Below are 15,023 nucleotides of genomic sequence, written 5' to 3' on the forward strand. Positions count from 1 at the left end.
CAAAGATAGTTAATCAATTGACAATAGGCAATTGGCAATTGACAATTATTGGAAAAAGTCGGGCTTCCCGTATTTCAGACGGATCTTAACCCATAGCTTTATGCCTCCTAACCCATAGCTTTACACCTTCTAAAGCTATGGGTTAGGAGGCATATTCCGCCATTAGGGGTTTGTCGGTCTTAATAAAATCGATTTTGATCATGCGATTACAGTTATGTTTTATACTTTTGCATCCGTAATCAAGATTGGCAATTAATTATGTCCTGTATATTAAGTATCGAAACATCGACTTCCGTTTGTTCTGTAGCGTTGTCTATGGACGGTGAAGTTCTTTTTGAGAAGGCCTCCTTCGACGGTCCTTCGCATGCAGCCTTGTTAGGCGTATTTGTCGAAGAAGCCCTTTCCGTATTGAAAGAGAAGGGGGGAAAGCTGGATGCCGTTGCGGTCAGCAGCGGTCCCGGTTCCTATACCGGCTTGCGTATCGGAGTGTCAGTCGCTAAAGGTCTCTGCTTCGGTTTCGGTATTCCTCTGATCGGTATTCATACATTAGATATAATGGCCGCTACTGTTATCAGGCAAGATAAGGCAGCTACCGGTTGTCTGTATTGCGCCATGCTGGATGCCCGCCGGATGGAAGTCTATGCCGCAATTTATGACTCTTCTTTGAAACTTGTCCGTGAGACAACGGCCGATATAGTGGAAGCCGATACCTATTCTCCTTATCTGGAAAAAGGCAAAATCTGTTTCTTCGGTAACGGTGCTGCCAAATGCAAGTCCGTCATCACTTCCCCGAATGCCATTTTTATAGAGGACATCCATCCGCTTGCCGTCAACATGGTCCCGCTTGCCGAGCAAGCCTTTGCCGCCGGTCGATTCGAAGATACGGCCTATTTCGAACCGTTCTACCTGAAAGAGTTTCAGGCGACGATAGCGAAGAATAAGGTGTTGGGAAACCAAAAGTAGGAAACGGTTGAACCAAAAAAGGGTTCGTCTTGTTTTATCTTCAAATCAATATTGAAGAATAGACATGAGACGAAAGAATACGAATGTACTGCTGATCTTCGGAGTGGTGATCGCGATTATCCTGTTGATGATCTGGTTGTTTTTGGGAACAACATTGGAACAGGAGGCAAATCCTGAGACAGATCCGATGACCATCGAGCAGAATATCTGATAAAACCGGATATAAAAAATCCTCCGTATCAAGGCGATGCGGAGGATTTTTGTGTAGAATAAGTCGATTATCCTAAGAATCCCAACAAGATACCGGCTGCTACGGCAGAACCGATTACACCTGCTACGTTCGGACCCATGGCGTGCATCAACAGGTAGTTGGTCGGATCATATTCCAGACCTACATTCTGAGAGATACGGGCAGAGTCGGGTACGGCAGATACACCGGAGTTACCGATAAGCGGATTGATCTTATTGCCTTCTTTCAGGAACAGGTTGAAGAACTTGACGAACAGGATACCTGCGCAAGTTGCAATCACGAATGACAAAGCACCCAAACCGAAGATCTTGATGGAGTTCAGTGTCAGGAACTGAGTTGCCTGAGTGGAAGCTCCTACGGTGATACCTAACAGGATCGTGATCGTATCGATCAGCGGACCACGGGCTGTTTCTGCCAAACGGCGTGTCACGCCACTTTCTTTCAACAGGTTTCCGAAGAACAGCATACCCAACAGAGGCAGACCGGAAGGAACCAGGAAGCAAGTCAGCAACAAACCTACGATCGGGAATACGATCTTTTCCGTAGAAGAAACAGCTCTCGGCGGTTTCATACGGATCAGACGTTCTTTCTGAGTAGTCAGCAAACGCATGAACGGCGGTTGGATAATAGGAACCAACGCCATATAAGAGTAGGCCGATACCGCAATAGCACCCATCAGGTTCGGGGCCAGTTTGGAAGAAAGGAAGATCGCCGTCGGGCCGTCGGCACCACCGATAATACCGATAGCACCGGCCTGGTTCGGTTCGAATCCCATCTGGAGGGCAATGATATATGCACCGAAGATACCGAATTGGGCAGCCGCACCGATCAACATCAATTTAGGGTTGGAGATCAAGGCGGAGAAGTCGGTCATAGCTCCGATACCGAGGAAGATCAACGGCGGATACCATCCGGAGGTTACACCCTGGTAGAGGATGTTCAGTACGGAACCTTGTTCGTAAATACCTACCTGCAATCCTGCATCCTTGAACGGAATGTTACCGATCAGGATACCGAAACCGATAGGGATAAGGAGCATAGGCTCGAATTCATATTTAATGGCCAGGAAGATAAACAACAGACCGATGAGGATCATGATGATATGACCCGGTGTCGCGTTGTAGACTCCTGTATACGTGAGGAACAACTCCAGGTTTTCTCCCAGGAACTGGAGAAAACTTTCGTGAGCCGCACCTGCAGCCTGTAATAATACTGATCCTAACATAATATTATCCTATTACGACGAGGTCAGCACCTTCCAGTACGGAATCCCCTTTGTTTACTTTTATTTCAATGATCTTGCCGTCACGGTCGGCGTTGATGTTATTTTCCATCTTCATGGCTTCGAGGACAAGCAGATTCTGGCCTCTCTTGACTGCATCGCCGACTTTGCAGTTAACCTGCAGGATTACGCCGGGCAGCGGAGATTTGACAGCGCCTTTGGTCGTTGAGGCAACCGGACGTGAAATAACCGGTTCGCCGCTTGCCGTTGTCGGAGCCTGAGCCGGGCGTTTCAATGTAACCATCTGTTTTTTTGCCGGTTTCTCCATCTTAACATGGTAGGGAGTGCCGTTTACTTCTAATTCAGCAATATCATCTACTACCGAGTTGATATGTACTTTATATACGTTACCGTTAATAGTATATTTAAAACTTTTCATTCTTGTTTGTTTTTAGAGATAATTACTTTTTGGGAACTTCACGTAAACCGTAAATCTTGGAACTCCACGGAGAATAAGATCTTTGAACCTTGCGGATCGTAAGAACCGTATGTTCGATGTCGTGGTTATCGTCGCTCATTTCATACAGGGCAGCGCCGATGGCAGCAAAGATTTCTCCGGATTCCTGACCTGCATTGTCTGCAACGACAGCAGCTCCGGCAGCTTTCCGTGCATTGCGTTTGCTGGCAGCGATTGAGAATTTACCGATTTGCTTAAAGATAATGAACAACAGGAATAATCCGGAAAACACAACTGCCATGGCAGTCAGGGTCATACCGATACCCCAGGAGTCATTTTTCTTAAAGTTTTCAATCTTCTCGTTAGAGTCTAATGTCACGTTATTGGTGCTGGGGGTAACTTTTGTTAAAGTTGTCCATTCACCTTGTCCGTCTAACGTTCTGCCATAGCTGACATCCGCTTTTTGTGAAGCCGGAACAACAATCTCATCGATCAGAGTTTTACCGTCTGCATCATACAATGCGATGTAATTTTCTTTTGATGGGTCAAGAGTGAAATTAACATGGAATGTACCTCGATTAGGTTCTCCGTCCGCCCAGAACAAAGTGTGCTGGCGGGGAGGGATGACTGTCAGAACGTCGCCCTTCGGAATCGGATATTTTTTCGGGTTGCTCTTGTCGTTAGTCAAGTAACAACCGGCAATATTGACCGAACCTGCCGAATTGTTGAACAATTCGATCCAAGCGTGGCGTTTGCCGTAATCATCAATGAAGTTATCCTCATTGACGACCAGCACTTCATTTATTCGCATGGAGGTTGCACGCTGTGCTTTTGCCCCGAATGAAACGAGCAACGCGAACAGCAGCAATACCCCTATTTTCTTATTCATCATATTCATTTCCTGTTTTAAGAATTATAGAGGCAGATTGTCATGTTTCTTGGCAGGATTGCTTAACTTCTTAGTCTGCAACTGTTGTAAAGCACGAATGATACGGAAACGGGTGTTACGCGGTTCGATAACATCGTCGATATAGCCGTATTGAGCTGCATTGTACGGATTTGCAAATGCTTTTTTGTATTCGGCTTCTTTTTCAGCTGCGCAAGCTTTCGGATCTTCTGCGGCAGCCACTTCTTTTGCGAAGATGACTTCTACGGCGCCGCTCGGGCCCATAACTGCGATTTCGGCTGTCGGCCATGCGTAGTTCATATCGCCGCGCAGGTGTTTGGAACTCATCACACAGTAAGCGCCACCGTAAGACTTACGCAATGTTACGGTTACTTTGGGCACTGTAGCTTCTCCGTAAGCGTAAAGCAATTTTGCACCGTGCAGGATTACACCGTTATATTCCTGGCCTGTACCCGGCAAGAATCCCGGAACGTCTACCAATGTAACCAGAGGGATGTTGAACGCATCGCAGAAGCGGACGAAACGGCCTGCCTTGCGGGAAGCGTTGCTGTCCAGACAGCCTGCCATTACTTTCGGCTGGTTGGCTACGATACCGACTGTCTGGCCGTTGAAACGGGCAAAACCGACGATAATGTTCTTGGCATAATCGGCATGTACTTCCAGGAATTCCCCATTATCGATGATGGTTCCGATTACGTCGTACATATCGTAAGCCTGGTTGGGATTATCAGGGATGATGTCGTTCAGGTTATCGTCCAGACGGTCGATCGGATCTTTACATTCGATCAGCGGAGTTTCTTCTAAGTTGTTCTGTGGCAGGAAGCTGATCAATTTACGGATCAACTGCAAACCGTCTTCTTCCGTATCGACTGCGAAGTGAGCCACACCAGATTTGGTCGTGTGTACGCTTGCACCACCTAACTGTTCCTGTGTAACATCTTCACCTGTTACTGTTTTTACTACTTTCGGACCGGTCAGGAACATATAGCTTGTTCCGCGGGTCATGATATTGAAGTCTGTCAGGGCAGGAGAGTAGACCGCACCGCCGGCACACGGGCCGAAGATACCGGAAATCTGGGGAATAACACCGGAAGCCAGGATATTGCGCTGGAAGATTTCCGCATAACCGGCCAAAGCATTAACGCCTTCCTGGATACGTGCACCACCTGAGTCGTTCAAACCGATGACAGGAGCGCCCATCTTCATTGCCTGATCCATAACTTTACAGATCTTCATGGCCAATGCTTCAGACAAAGCACCACCGAATACGGTGAAATCCTGAGCATAAATATATACCAGGCGTCCGTCGATCGTACCGTAACCTGTTACGATACCGTCGCCCAGAAACTTAGTTTTTTCAATACCGAAGTTTGTACAACGGTGTTGTACGAACATATCGAATTCTTCAAAACTTCCTTCATCCAGCAACATGGCAATACGTTCGCGTGCTGTGTATTTGCCTTTCTTGTGCTGAGATTCAATTCTTTTTTCTCCACCACCTAAACGAGCTGTTTCGCGAAGGGCGATAAGCTCCTTTACTTTTTCAAGTTGGTTACTCATTGTACTATAGATTTGTTGTCGGAGCGGTTCGCGAACCGCCCGTACTTGTTAGAAATGAATATTTAATTGTTGGTGCGGTTCGCGAACCGCCCGTACTTTATTTTCCCGGCATGCAAAGCTCAGTCAGAACGCTGCAAGTCGATTTCGGGTGAAGGAATGCAATGTTCAAGCCTTCTGCGCCTCCGCGCGGAGCTTTGTCGATCAGTTTGACACCTTTTGATTCTGCTTCGTCCAATGCTGCCTGTACGTCGGGAACAGCAAATGCAATGTGGTGGATACCTTCACCTTTCTTTTCGATAAATTTAGCGATTGTGCTATCTTCGCTTGTCGGTTCCAGCAACTCGATCTTAGTCTGACCGACTTTAAAGAATGCTGTTTTTACTTTCTGATCTGCAACTTCTTCGATGTTGTAGCATTTCAATCCTAAAACTTCTTCATAATACGGCAGACAAGCTTCGATGCTCTTCACTGCGATACCCAAATGTTCGATATGTGTAAGTTCCATGTCAATAATAATTTAGTAATTTAATATTGTTTTTTGTTCTATGTGGGCAAAGGTACACTCTTTTTATGAATAGTGAAATAATTCGTTAATATTTATCAGCATGATTCGGATATGTTTAAAAAGCATATTTTTAAAATCATACGGCTAAAAATCAACGATAAGGCGAACATTCAACTGCCGTCCGGTCAGGTAGTTCGGGATTGCGTACTGGTGGTTGTCTATGTTGGTTATCCAATAATAGGAACTTGTGTTCTTTATGTCGAACAGGTTGAAAATGTCGAGTCCGAGCCAAATGTTCTTGAGATTGCGGAAGAATCCGCGGTCCATGATCGCATCCGTCCCTCCGGCAAGCTGGTAAGAGAAACCGAGGTCCACACGTTTGTAGGTCGGAGTACGGAAATAGCCGTCCTCGTAGCCTGTACGCGGGGCTGTGACGGGAAGGCCGCCGGACAGTACGCCTTTCAGATTCAGTTTGACGCGCTTGTAGCCGGGAAAATAATCCTGGAAAAAGAGCGAAACGTTATAACCCTGGCTGTTAGGCATCGGCACATATTCGCTGCCCCGGATGCTTTGCTCCGCTTTCATCAGGGAGAAACTGATCCAGGAGTCCGTGCCCGGCACAAATTCGCCGAAGAATTTGACATCAAGGCCCATTGCATGACCTTGTGCGCAGTTCTCACCGTAATAGCGGATTTTGACATTATCTACCGTATAAGGGTTCAGGTTATCCAGCTTTTTATAATACATATCGGCACTGACTTTGAAATTCCTGCCGGATGCCCGGAAGGTATAATCGCCACCTGCGATGACATGGATGGAACGTTGCGATTTCAGGTCTTTATTCAGTCGTATGATACTGTTGCCATGTTCATCCTGTACGGTCGTACGCAATTCCTTATAGAAAGGAGACTGGTAATATAGGCCGGAAGCCAGGCGGAAGGTCAGGTTCTGGTCGAAGTTCGGAATGAAGCCGAGTGAAGCACGCGGGCTGAATATAAACTCTTTGTTATAGCTCCAGTAACTGCCGCGTACACCGCCGACCAGCGTGAACAGACCTTGTTTGGTACGGAACTTGAATACATCCTGCAAATAGCCGGAAATGCGTGTGCTTTCCAGTTTGTTGTCCGAGAACAGGTTTGCGATCACGTTGACATTCCCGCCCCCTTGTGGCAGCGAGTATCCGGCTGAGTCGCGCTTTTCCCATTCGCTGATCTTGTCGTTGATCTTTTCCATCTGGACGGTGGCGCCCCATTTCAACGTGTTGTTTTTCAGGCGGGCGATGCCATAATGTCCGATATTCATGATGTTGGAGTGCAAGCGGTTGCGGGCGTGTTCGTTATAGCGTGCTATGGACAAATTCTGTATTTCCCCTCCGCCTTCTTCGGCCGCATCTCCCAGCCAGTAATCGCCGGCAATATCATATCCTTCCTCTTCTTTGCTGGTAAAAGCGGATGCTTGCAAGCCGAGTTCGGTGTTCTCGTTCAGGTTGTGCTTTAAGGTAAGCGCACCGAATAGCGTTTCGAATTTATCCCGTTCCTGCCCGTTCATGAATACTTTGAATTTTTTAGCGTTGGCTGCTGTACCGAAGGATGTTTCACGGGTATGGGGAATGAATTTATAATTGTTTATGGCCAGGTTACCGAGGAAGTTGATCTCCCATTTCGGGGCAAACCGGTATGTCATATAAGTCTGCAAGTCAATAAAGTTCGGATCGTATTCGGCATCCGTATCGGTCGTTTTCAAGAGGGAACGCCCCGTTTTGTAGCGGAAACCGGTCACCTGTGTGAACTTTCCGGAAGAACTTCCCACGTAAGCATTGGCCCCCAGCAGGCTGGCGGAGGCCGAACCTTCGAATCCTTTCGATTTCTTGTAGGTGATATCCAACACGGAACTCATCTTGTCTCCGTAACGGGCTTCAAACCCGCCGGCGGAAAAGTTGACGGCTTCCGTCATGTCCGGATTGATAAAACTCAGCCCTTCCTGTTGCCCGGAACGGATGAGCAGCGGACGGAACACTTCCAGTCCGTTCACATATACGATGTTTTCGTCATAGCTGCCGCCGCGTACGGAGTATTGCGAACTTAATTCGTTATTGGAAGTAACGCCCGCAAAGGTGACGACCAGGCTTTCGATACTTCCTCCGGCAGGGTCGGGAAGCAGCTTGACGCGGTCGGCATTCAGGGTTTCGAGGGTGGTCGTTTGTTTGCGGATGGCGGTGGCCGTCACTTCGCCCAGTTCGATCGAGGTGTAGTTCATTTGCACGTTGAGCCGCATATCTTTGGTTACCTGCGGGATGATCCGCTCGGCCTTGTTGTAGCCCAGGCATGAATAGATAAGCGTTACCGAGTCGCCGGTCGCAACCGACAACGAATAGTGGCCTTTTTCATTGCTCATCGCCCCGTTTAACGTGTTCTTGACCCGGATGTTGACCAGATCCAGCGGATTGCCGTCCGCATCGCGGATGTAACCGCTGATTTTGGCACGTCCCTGTCCGAAAGCAGGTATCGAAAGTAATATAAATAGTAGCGTAGCTATCGTACGAATCTTCATGATCTATTGTCGTTATAGGTTTATTAACGGGAGAAACAAAGATTTATTTTCTCCATGATCTGTTTAACTGGCAAAAATAATAAGCACCGGGCTGTTCTGTACCGGGTAGCGGGGCAATAATCAATTATGTATTAGGGAATGATACATTTTATTTCAGGACAATCGTTCATTATCTGTTAAATAATTATCTTTGTCTCTTCTATCGTAATCAATAAAAGTAAAATATACATGGAAAGTTTCGCAACATTAATAAAAAGCAGAAGAAGTACCCGTAAGTTCACGGACCAGTTACTGAATCCCGATCAGGTGGAAATGATCTTGAAAGCCGCTCTTATGGCACCGGCGTCCAAACGGAAAAATCCCTGGCAGTTTGTTGTCGTGGAGGACAAGGAGATGCTGGCCAAGTTGTCGGCATGCAAACCGGCGGGAGCCGCTTTCCTGAAAGATTGCGCCTTGGCCGTCGTCGTGCTGGCGAATGTGATGGAAAGTGATGTTTGGGTGGAAGATGCTTCGATTGCTTCCATCTATATGCAATTGCAGGCCGAGGATTTGGGATTGGGAAGCTGCTGGTGCCAGATTCGCAATCGGCAGACGGAAGACGATGCGGATGCCGCCCAGTATGTGCGTGGCCTGCTCGACGTGCCTTACCAGCTGGAAGTCCTGTCCATTATCGGTTTTGGGTATAAGGACCAGGAACGTAAGCCTTTTGACGAATCGCACCTCCAATGGGAAAAGGTTCATCTCGGAACTTTCCGCATGCCAACCGAAAACCAACAGGAGGAAGCATGAAAATCATCTTTTTAGGTTCCGGAAACCTGGCAACGCGCCTGTCACTCGAAATGCACCGCAAAGGGATGCGGATCGGGCAGGTGTATAGCCATACGCCGAAAAACGCGCAGCAGCTTGCCGTCCGGTTGGGCTGTCCCTGGACGACCGACCCCGAAGCTGTCGGGACGGATGCCGACCTGTATGTCTTTTCGCTCAAAGATACGGTTTTGGCGGATGTGATTGCCCGTATAAGGCCGAACGACGGCTTGTGGGTGCATACGGCAGGCAGCATGCCGATGGACGTTTTCAGCGGATATGCCGCCAACTACGGAGTCATGTACCCGATGCAGACATTCAGCAAAACACGCGAGGTGGACTTCAGTGTCATTCCTTTTTTCCTCGAAGCGAACACGCCCGGAAATGCCGGCAAGTTGCAACAGCTGGCGGAGAAGTTTTCGGGAAATGTCCGTTTCCTGTCTTCCGAAAAACGTAAAAGTTTGCATCTGGCGGCTGTCTTTGCCTGCAATTTCACCAACCATATTTATGCGTTGGCTGTTAAATTATTGCAGGAACAGGATATACCGGCCGATGTCTTGCTGCCGCTTATCGACGAGACGGCTGCCAAGATACACACGATGCCGCCAAGGGAGGCGCAGACCGGTCCGGCTATCCGGTACGATGAGAATGTGATCAATAAACATCTGGCTATGCTGGGCGATCCCGATATGCGGTCGATCTACCGGCTGATCAGCCAAAGCATACATAAGGAGGCACAACATGAGTAGTATCAATTATGATCTGAGTAAGATAAAGGCGTTCGTTTTTGATGTAGACGGCGTTTTGTCCTGTGATGTAATCCCGTTGCACCCGAACGGCGATCCTATGCGTACTGTCAATATAAAAGACGGCTATGCCTTGCAGCTCGCCGTCAAGAAAGGCTATCACGTTGCCATCATCACCGGGGGCTATACGGAAGCGGTACAGATCCGCTTTTCGCGTCTCGGCATTACCCATATCTATATGAGAAGCGCCGTAAAAGTCCATGACTACCTGGATTTCTTGCAAAAGACCGGTTTGCAGCCCGAAGAGGTCATGTATGCCGGAGACGATATCCCCGACTACGAAGTGATGACAATGGTCGGCCTGCCTGTAGCACCCGCTGATGCGGCTCCTGAGATCAAGCGTATCGCCAAATATATCTCCCACAAAGACGGGGGAGCCGGCGTTGCCCGCGATGTAATCGAACAAACCATGAAAGCCCAAGGCCACTGGATGGGTGACGAGGCTTTCGGCTGGTAGAAACCGACTGATAAAATAAAACGATGAAAAACATACTCCCCAACCTGAGCCGATATAAGATCGTATTAGGCTCCAATTCTCCCCGGCGGCGCGAATTGCTGGCGGGGCTGGATATCGATTTTGAAGTACAGACGATCCCCGGTATAGACGAATCCTTTCCCGAAACGCTGCGGCCGGATGAGGTGCCGGTCTATATCGCCGGGAAAAAGGCGGAAGCCTACATCCCTTCCATGTCGGCAGACGAGCTGCTGATCACGGCCGATACGATCGTGTGGACCTTCAGTGAAATCTTAGGAAAACCGAAAGGTCGCGAGGATGCCATCGCGATGCTTCGGAAACTGTCCGGACGCGTACACGAGGTGATTACCGGCGTTTGCATTACGACAAAGGAGAAAACGGTTTCCTTCTCCGCTTCGTCGGCCGTTAGTTTTGCCGGTCTGGATGAGGAGGAGATCGTCTACTATGTCGATAAGTACCGCCCGTTCGACAAAGCCGGCAGCTACGGCATACAGGAATGGATCGGTTATGTGGCGGTCGAGGCTATCAACGGCAGTTTCTATAACGTGATGGGGTTGCCGGTCAGGCTGCTTTACCAGGAGTTGAAGAAGTTCTGAAGATTGGACAAAATTCTAAGTTTTAAGGTGATTTATTGAAGGTAAGGCCGATAGGAAGTCCCTATTTTTGTGGTATTAACTTTTAAGTATCATGAAAAAGATCTACTATTTGCTTGCATGCCTGTTTTTCCTGCAATCCGTATTTGCGGCAGGAGAGAAACAATCCTTCGATGTCCGTTTGCAGAACGGGCTGAACATGAATGTGGAAGTCTGTACGGATGGAATATTCCGGATTCGGGTCACCCCTCGTTCAACCTTTTCCGAGTCGTTGATGCAACGTTACGGGATTATTAAAACGGATTGGGAGCCGGTTCAGGTCTCCCGGAAAGACAACAAACAGCAGTTTGAAGTCTCGACCGGCGCCTATCGGCTGAAAATCGATAAAAAGACCGGCGCCATATCCGTCTCCGACCGGAAAGGGCGGGTGGTTATCGAGAAAGCAGTCTTTCTCACCTCTGCCAATCCGCTGTGTGCCGATCTGGGGGAAGTGATCAATGCCAGATACAAGGACATGAAAGTCCCCAACAACGGTACGATCATCGGCGACGACAAAAATCCGGGAAGCATGAAAGACCAGGCTGAAACCGGCGATTACAAGAACACCAGTATCCTCTCGATCTCGCTGAAAGACGGCGAGCGTTTCTATGGCGGCGGCAGTACCAGCCGCGACCATATCCAACATCGGGGCGAACTGTTGCGCATGTGGACCACTTACCAGCACACCGAGATCCCGATGCCTTTTATGATCAGTTCCGAAAACTGGGGTATCTTCAATAACACGACGCGGAAGAACTTCTTCGATATCGGCAACTACCAGCCGGATGTTTTCTCTATCTATAATACGACGGACGAGACGGATTTCTACCTGATGTTCGGCAATTCGATGCCCGATGTGATCAACGATTATACGGCTATTACCGGTCGGCCTTACCTGTTGCCGAAATATGCATACGGGTTGTGTTTCGGCCCGAATATGCTGGAAGACCAGTTCGACATCCTTAATGATGCCGTGCGTTTTCGTGAGATGGGTGTCCCTTGCGACCTTTTCTGGCTCGAACCGCAATGGATGGAGAAACGCTATGATTTCTCGACCAAGAAGAAATGGAACTACCGGAAGTTTTCGGCTGAGGCTTATTGGGATTCCACCCGCTATCCGAAGAAAGAAAACCACCGTTTGCTGATCGGCCGCCTGCATGGGATGGGCTATCACATGGGACTTTGGCTCTGCATCGAGTATGATCTGAGCGTTCCGGAGGAGGATGCGTTGGCAAAGGCGATGGGGAAGCCTCTTTCCGGGCAGGAGTATTGGATGGATCATCTGAAGAACTTCGTGGACAATGGCGTGGACGGTTTCAAGATGGACCCCGCACGTACGATAGACGAACATCCGAATTTCAAGTATTACAACGGACATACCGACAAGGAGATGCACAACCTGAACCAGGTCCTTCTGCCGAAGCAGATGTATAAGATGATGCGTGGACACACCGGACTCCGTTCCTGGCATCATTATACCGCCGGTTGGGCAGGGACGCAGCATTGGAGCGCGTCCACCAGCGGCGACAACGGAGGAGGGCGTACGGCATTGTTCGACCAGTTGAACCTCGGCATGAGCGGCTTCCTCAATACCTCCTGCGACGTGATGAATGTCAACAAGGACGAGGAGTTGCAAAGCCTGCATTTCGGCCTTTTTCTGCCGTGGGTACAGATCAATAGCTGGTATTCCCTGCACCAGCCGTTCTATTTTCCGGAAAAGGAGAAGAAGATGTACCGGGAGTATGTCAAGTTGCGTTATGCGCTGATGCCCTATATCTATTCGGCCGCACTGGAGGGAGCACAGACGGGTATGCCGATCGTGCGCTCCATGCCTTTGATGTTCCCTGATGACCACAAGACGGATGATATGGTCTACCAGTATATGTTCGGCCAGAGTTTTCTGGTCGGTATCTTCAGTGATTCGATCTACTTGCCGAAAGGAAACTGGTTTGACTTTTGGACAGGCGAGAAGCTGGCCGGCGGAAAAGAAATCAGACATGCGATACCCGATAACCGTGCAGGGCTGCTGTTCGTTCGCGAAGGAGCGATCATACCGTTCCAGAAAGATATGCAATTCATCGGGGAGAAACCGTTGGACACCCTGATGGTGAAAGTATTCCCCAAAGATATCTCTTCCTATACGATGTATGAAGATGACGGTAAAACCTATCATTATGAAAACGGAGCGATTGCCGCCACCCGTTTCGAATGCAAGCAGAGCGGACGGAAGGTCGAGTTCACTGTCTTCCCGGTGGAAGGAGCATATGACGGCATGTGCAAAGCGCGGACATACGAATTGGAGATCGACGCCCCGCAACGCCCGTCGGAAGTGCTGGTCAACGATATCCCGGTAACGGACTGGCTGTATGGCGACGATCACAAGGTGCGCGTCAGTTTGCACCAGGAAAATAACGAACTGGTGAAAGCCACGCTCCGTTAGTTCAGTTCGTTCCGCTCTTCATTTTGATAATATTCGATCAGGTATAAGGTTTTGGCTAAAGACGGGCAAATAGGAAGTACCACAGGACGATCCGGATTCCATTCCGGGTCGTCTGTTATCATTTCGGAAAGCGGACCGGCATGCATGAGTATGAGCCGTGTTGATGTGACGGCCGTTGCAAAAAATGATTTTTCGGCAGGCAGTAATACAAAATGCCCTTCGTCCACATCGGCAACCGGCATCTGGTCCCTGTTATAGATCACCAACTTTCCGGAAGAGACGAACAATAAGACATTGCCGGTGTCATCCGTATTACATAAAATCTCGCCTGCTTTTCCTATTTTACACTCAAACTGGTCCAGGACGTTTCTTATCATATTTAATCAATCAGGAATTATCCGAGCTTATCATTGTTTTCCGTTTAGGCAGATATTGGAGCATCCCTTTCGAGTATTCAATCTGGTGCTTCCCGTTCTCGTCGGCATATATCACATAGTATTCGATCTCTGGTAAGGAATCAGCCATTTGCCGGGCTTTTGTCAGTCCCATTGCCATAAATGCGGTGGCGTAGGCATCGGCTGTCATGCAGTCGTCTGCCACGATTGTGGCGCTCAAAACGCTCTGTTCGGCAGGATAACCGGTACGGGGATCGATCGTATGGGCATATTTCTTACCGTCTTTGATGTAAAAGTTGCGGTAATTGCCGGAAGTGGCGATCGCTCCCTTTTTGCATAGCTGGACGATTTCGTCATAATTGTTTTTGGTGCCGTCCGGATCTTCTTCGGGGAGGTTGATGCCGGTGCGCCAGCATACGCCGTTCTGGTTGACACCTTTTACCACCACTTCGCCGCCTATCAAAATCATATAGTTCTCCACCCCTTCCTTTTCAAGCAGGCGGGCAATCACGTCGCAAGAGTATCCTTTGGCCATGGCGGAGCAGTTCAGGAGCAGGCGGGGATCGTCTTTCACGACTTTCTTGCCTTCCAGATGGACTTTCCGGTAGCCTACAAAAGTTTTGAGGCTGTCGATCATGGCAGGTGTCACACTGTCTTTCTTGCTGAAGCCGAATCCCCAGAGATTGACTAAAGGGGCGCAAGTGATATCGAAAACACCATCCGAATTGCGGGAGACTTCCATCGCCTTGTCGAATACCTCCGTAAACCATTCGTCTGCTTCCACCGATTCGTTATTATTCACTTTCGCGATGATCGAATTGGGGTTGAAGGGATTCAGGGACAGGTTGAACTTTTGCAGTTCGGCGTCGATTTTATCCGTTAAAATATGGGGCGCCTCATATTTGATCGTGTATAGGGTATGAAACACGGTGCCACTTTCTTCGTAATATTGTTTTTTGTCTTTGCAGGAAACGAAGGACAGAATCCCCAGTATAGCCAGTAAGTAAACTTTTTTATGCATCTTTTTGTCGTTTAGGCCACAAAGATAATGCAAATC

Annotated in this window: 15 protein-coding genes; 7 read left to right on the plus strand and 8 right to left on the minus strand. The window is 48.6% G+C overall.

Annotated elements, in window-relative coordinates:
- Window positions 1–258 precede the first annotated feature (258 nt).
- Together tsaB and ACW6QF_RS07835 are read left to right on the plus strand one after the other, a co-directional pair.
- The gene (gene tsaB / locus ACW6QF_RS07830; RefSeq protein ID WP_456087389.1) at window positions 259–963 is read left to right on the plus strand and encodes a tRNA (adenosine(37)-N6)-threonylcarbamoyltransferase complex dimerization subunit type 1 TsaB; all 705 of its coding nucleotides are present in this window, start codon (window positions 259–261) and stop codon (window positions 961–963) included.
- Between the two features lie 64 nt (window positions 964–1,027).
- Complete coding sequence (locus tag ACW6QF_RS07835) at window positions 1,028–1,174, plus strand: hypothetical protein (protein WP_298554979.1); 147 nt, start codon at window positions 1,028–1,030, stop codon at window positions 1,172–1,174.
- A gap of 67 nt (window positions 1,175–1,241) precedes the next feature.
- On the opposite strand, the gene ACW6QF_RS07840 is transcribed toward ACW6QF_RS07835, so the two are convergent.
- The 6 genes from ACW6QF_RS07840 to ACW6QF_RS07865 all read right to left on the minus strand — a co-directional run bounded on the left by ACW6QF_RS07840 (window position 1,242) and on the right by ACW6QF_RS07865 (window position 8,414).
- Entirely contained in the window at window positions 1,242–2,438 is a 1,197-nt protein-coding gene (locus ACW6QF_RS07840) for a sodium ion-translocating decarboxylase subunit beta (RefSeq protein WP_298554982.1), read from the minus strand.
- A 4-nt stretch (window positions 2,439–2,442) separates the two neighbouring features.
- On the minus strand, window positions 2,443–2,874 hold the full coding sequence (locus tag ACW6QF_RS07845; protein WP_298554985.1) for a biotin/lipoyl-containing protein: 432 nt from the start codon (window positions 2,872–2,874) through the stop codon (window positions 2,443–2,445).
- 22 nt (window positions 2,875–2,896) lie between these two features.
- Complete coding sequence (locus ACW6QF_RS07850; protein WP_456087390.1) at window positions 2,897–3,784, minus strand: OadG family transporter subunit; 888 nt, start codon at window positions 3,782–3,784, stop codon at window positions 2,897–2,899.
- A 21-nt stretch (window positions 3,785–3,805) separates the two neighbouring features.
- Window positions 3,806–5,359, minus strand: coding sequence for an acyl-CoA carboxylase subunit beta (locus ACW6QF_RS07855; RefSeq protein ID WP_298554990.1), 1,554 nt, complete (start codon window positions 5,357–5,359; stop codon window positions 3,806–3,808).
- Between the two features lie 97 nt (window positions 5,360–5,456).
- Window positions 5,457–5,864, minus strand: coding sequence for a methylmalonyl-CoA epimerase (mce, locus tag ACW6QF_RS07860; RefSeq protein ID WP_022322820.1), 408 nt, complete (start codon window positions 5,862–5,864; stop codon window positions 5,457–5,459).
- A gap of 144 nt (window positions 5,865–6,008) precedes the next feature.
- On the minus strand, window positions 6,009–8,414 hold the full coding sequence (locus ACW6QF_RS07865; RefSeq protein WP_456087391.1) for a TonB-dependent receptor: 2,406 nt from the start codon (window positions 8,412–8,414) through the stop codon (window positions 6,009–6,011).
- 228 nt (window positions 8,415–8,642) lie between these two features.
- Here ACW6QF_RS07865 and ACW6QF_RS07870 point away from each other — a divergent pair, with 228 nt between their 5' ends.
- From ACW6QF_RS07870 to ACW6QF_RS07890, 5 genes are all read left to right on the plus strand, one after another.
- Window positions 8,643–9,203 (plus strand): nitroreductase family protein, encoded by a 561-nt coding sequence (locus ACW6QF_RS07870; protein ID WP_456087392.1) that lies wholly within the window; start codon window positions 8,643–8,645, stop codon window positions 9,201–9,203.
- Window positions 9,200–9,967: a Rossmann-like and DUF2520 domain-containing protein gene (locus ACW6QF_RS07875; protein ID WP_456087393.1), complete on the plus strand. Its 768-nt coding sequence runs from the start codon at window positions 9,200–9,202 to the stop codon at window positions 9,965–9,967. Before ACW6QF_RS07870 ends, ACW6QF_RS07875 begins: the two co-directional genes overlap by 4 nt.
- Window positions 9,960–10,481 carry a KdsC family phosphatase gene (locus ACW6QF_RS07880; RefSeq protein ID WP_298548839.1) on the plus strand — a complete coding sequence of 174 codons (522 nt, stop codon included), beginning with the start codon at window positions 9,960–9,962 and terminating at the stop codon, window positions 10,479–10,481. The genes ACW6QF_RS07875 and ACW6QF_RS07880 overlap by 8 nt, the downstream gene beginning before the upstream one ends.
- A 23-nt stretch (window positions 10,482–10,504) precedes the next feature.
- Window positions 10,505–11,095: a Maf-like protein gene (locus tag ACW6QF_RS07885; protein ID WP_298548837.1), complete on the plus strand. Its 591-nt coding sequence runs from the start codon at window positions 10,505–10,507 to the stop codon at window positions 11,093–11,095.
- A 91-nt stretch (window positions 11,096–11,186) separates the two neighbouring features.
- Complete coding sequence (locus ACW6QF_RS07890; RefSeq protein WP_456087394.1) at window positions 11,187–13,571, plus strand: TIM-barrel domain-containing protein; 2,385 nt, start codon at window positions 11,187–11,189, stop codon at window positions 13,569–13,571.
- On the opposite strand, the gene ACW6QF_RS07895 is transcribed toward ACW6QF_RS07890, so the two are convergent.
- Both ACW6QF_RS07895 and ACW6QF_RS07900 read right to left on the minus strand, forming a co-directional pair.
- Window positions 13,568–13,948: a hypothetical protein gene (locus ACW6QF_RS07895; protein ID WP_456087395.1), complete on the minus strand. Its 381-nt coding sequence runs from the start codon at window positions 13,946–13,948 to the stop codon at window positions 13,568–13,570. The two genes, ACW6QF_RS07890 and ACW6QF_RS07895, sit on opposite strands and share 4 nt — an antisense overlap.
- Before the next feature lie 10 nt (window positions 13,949–13,958).
- A complete protein-coding gene (locus tag ACW6QF_RS07900) occupies window positions 13,959–14,987 on the minus strand; it encodes an FAD:protein FMN transferase (protein ID WP_456087396.1) in 1,029 nt (342 codons plus the stop codon).
- Window positions 14,988–15,023: the final 36 nt, after the last annotated feature.

The sequence above is a fragment of the Parabacteroides sp. genome (assembly GCF_977054455.1).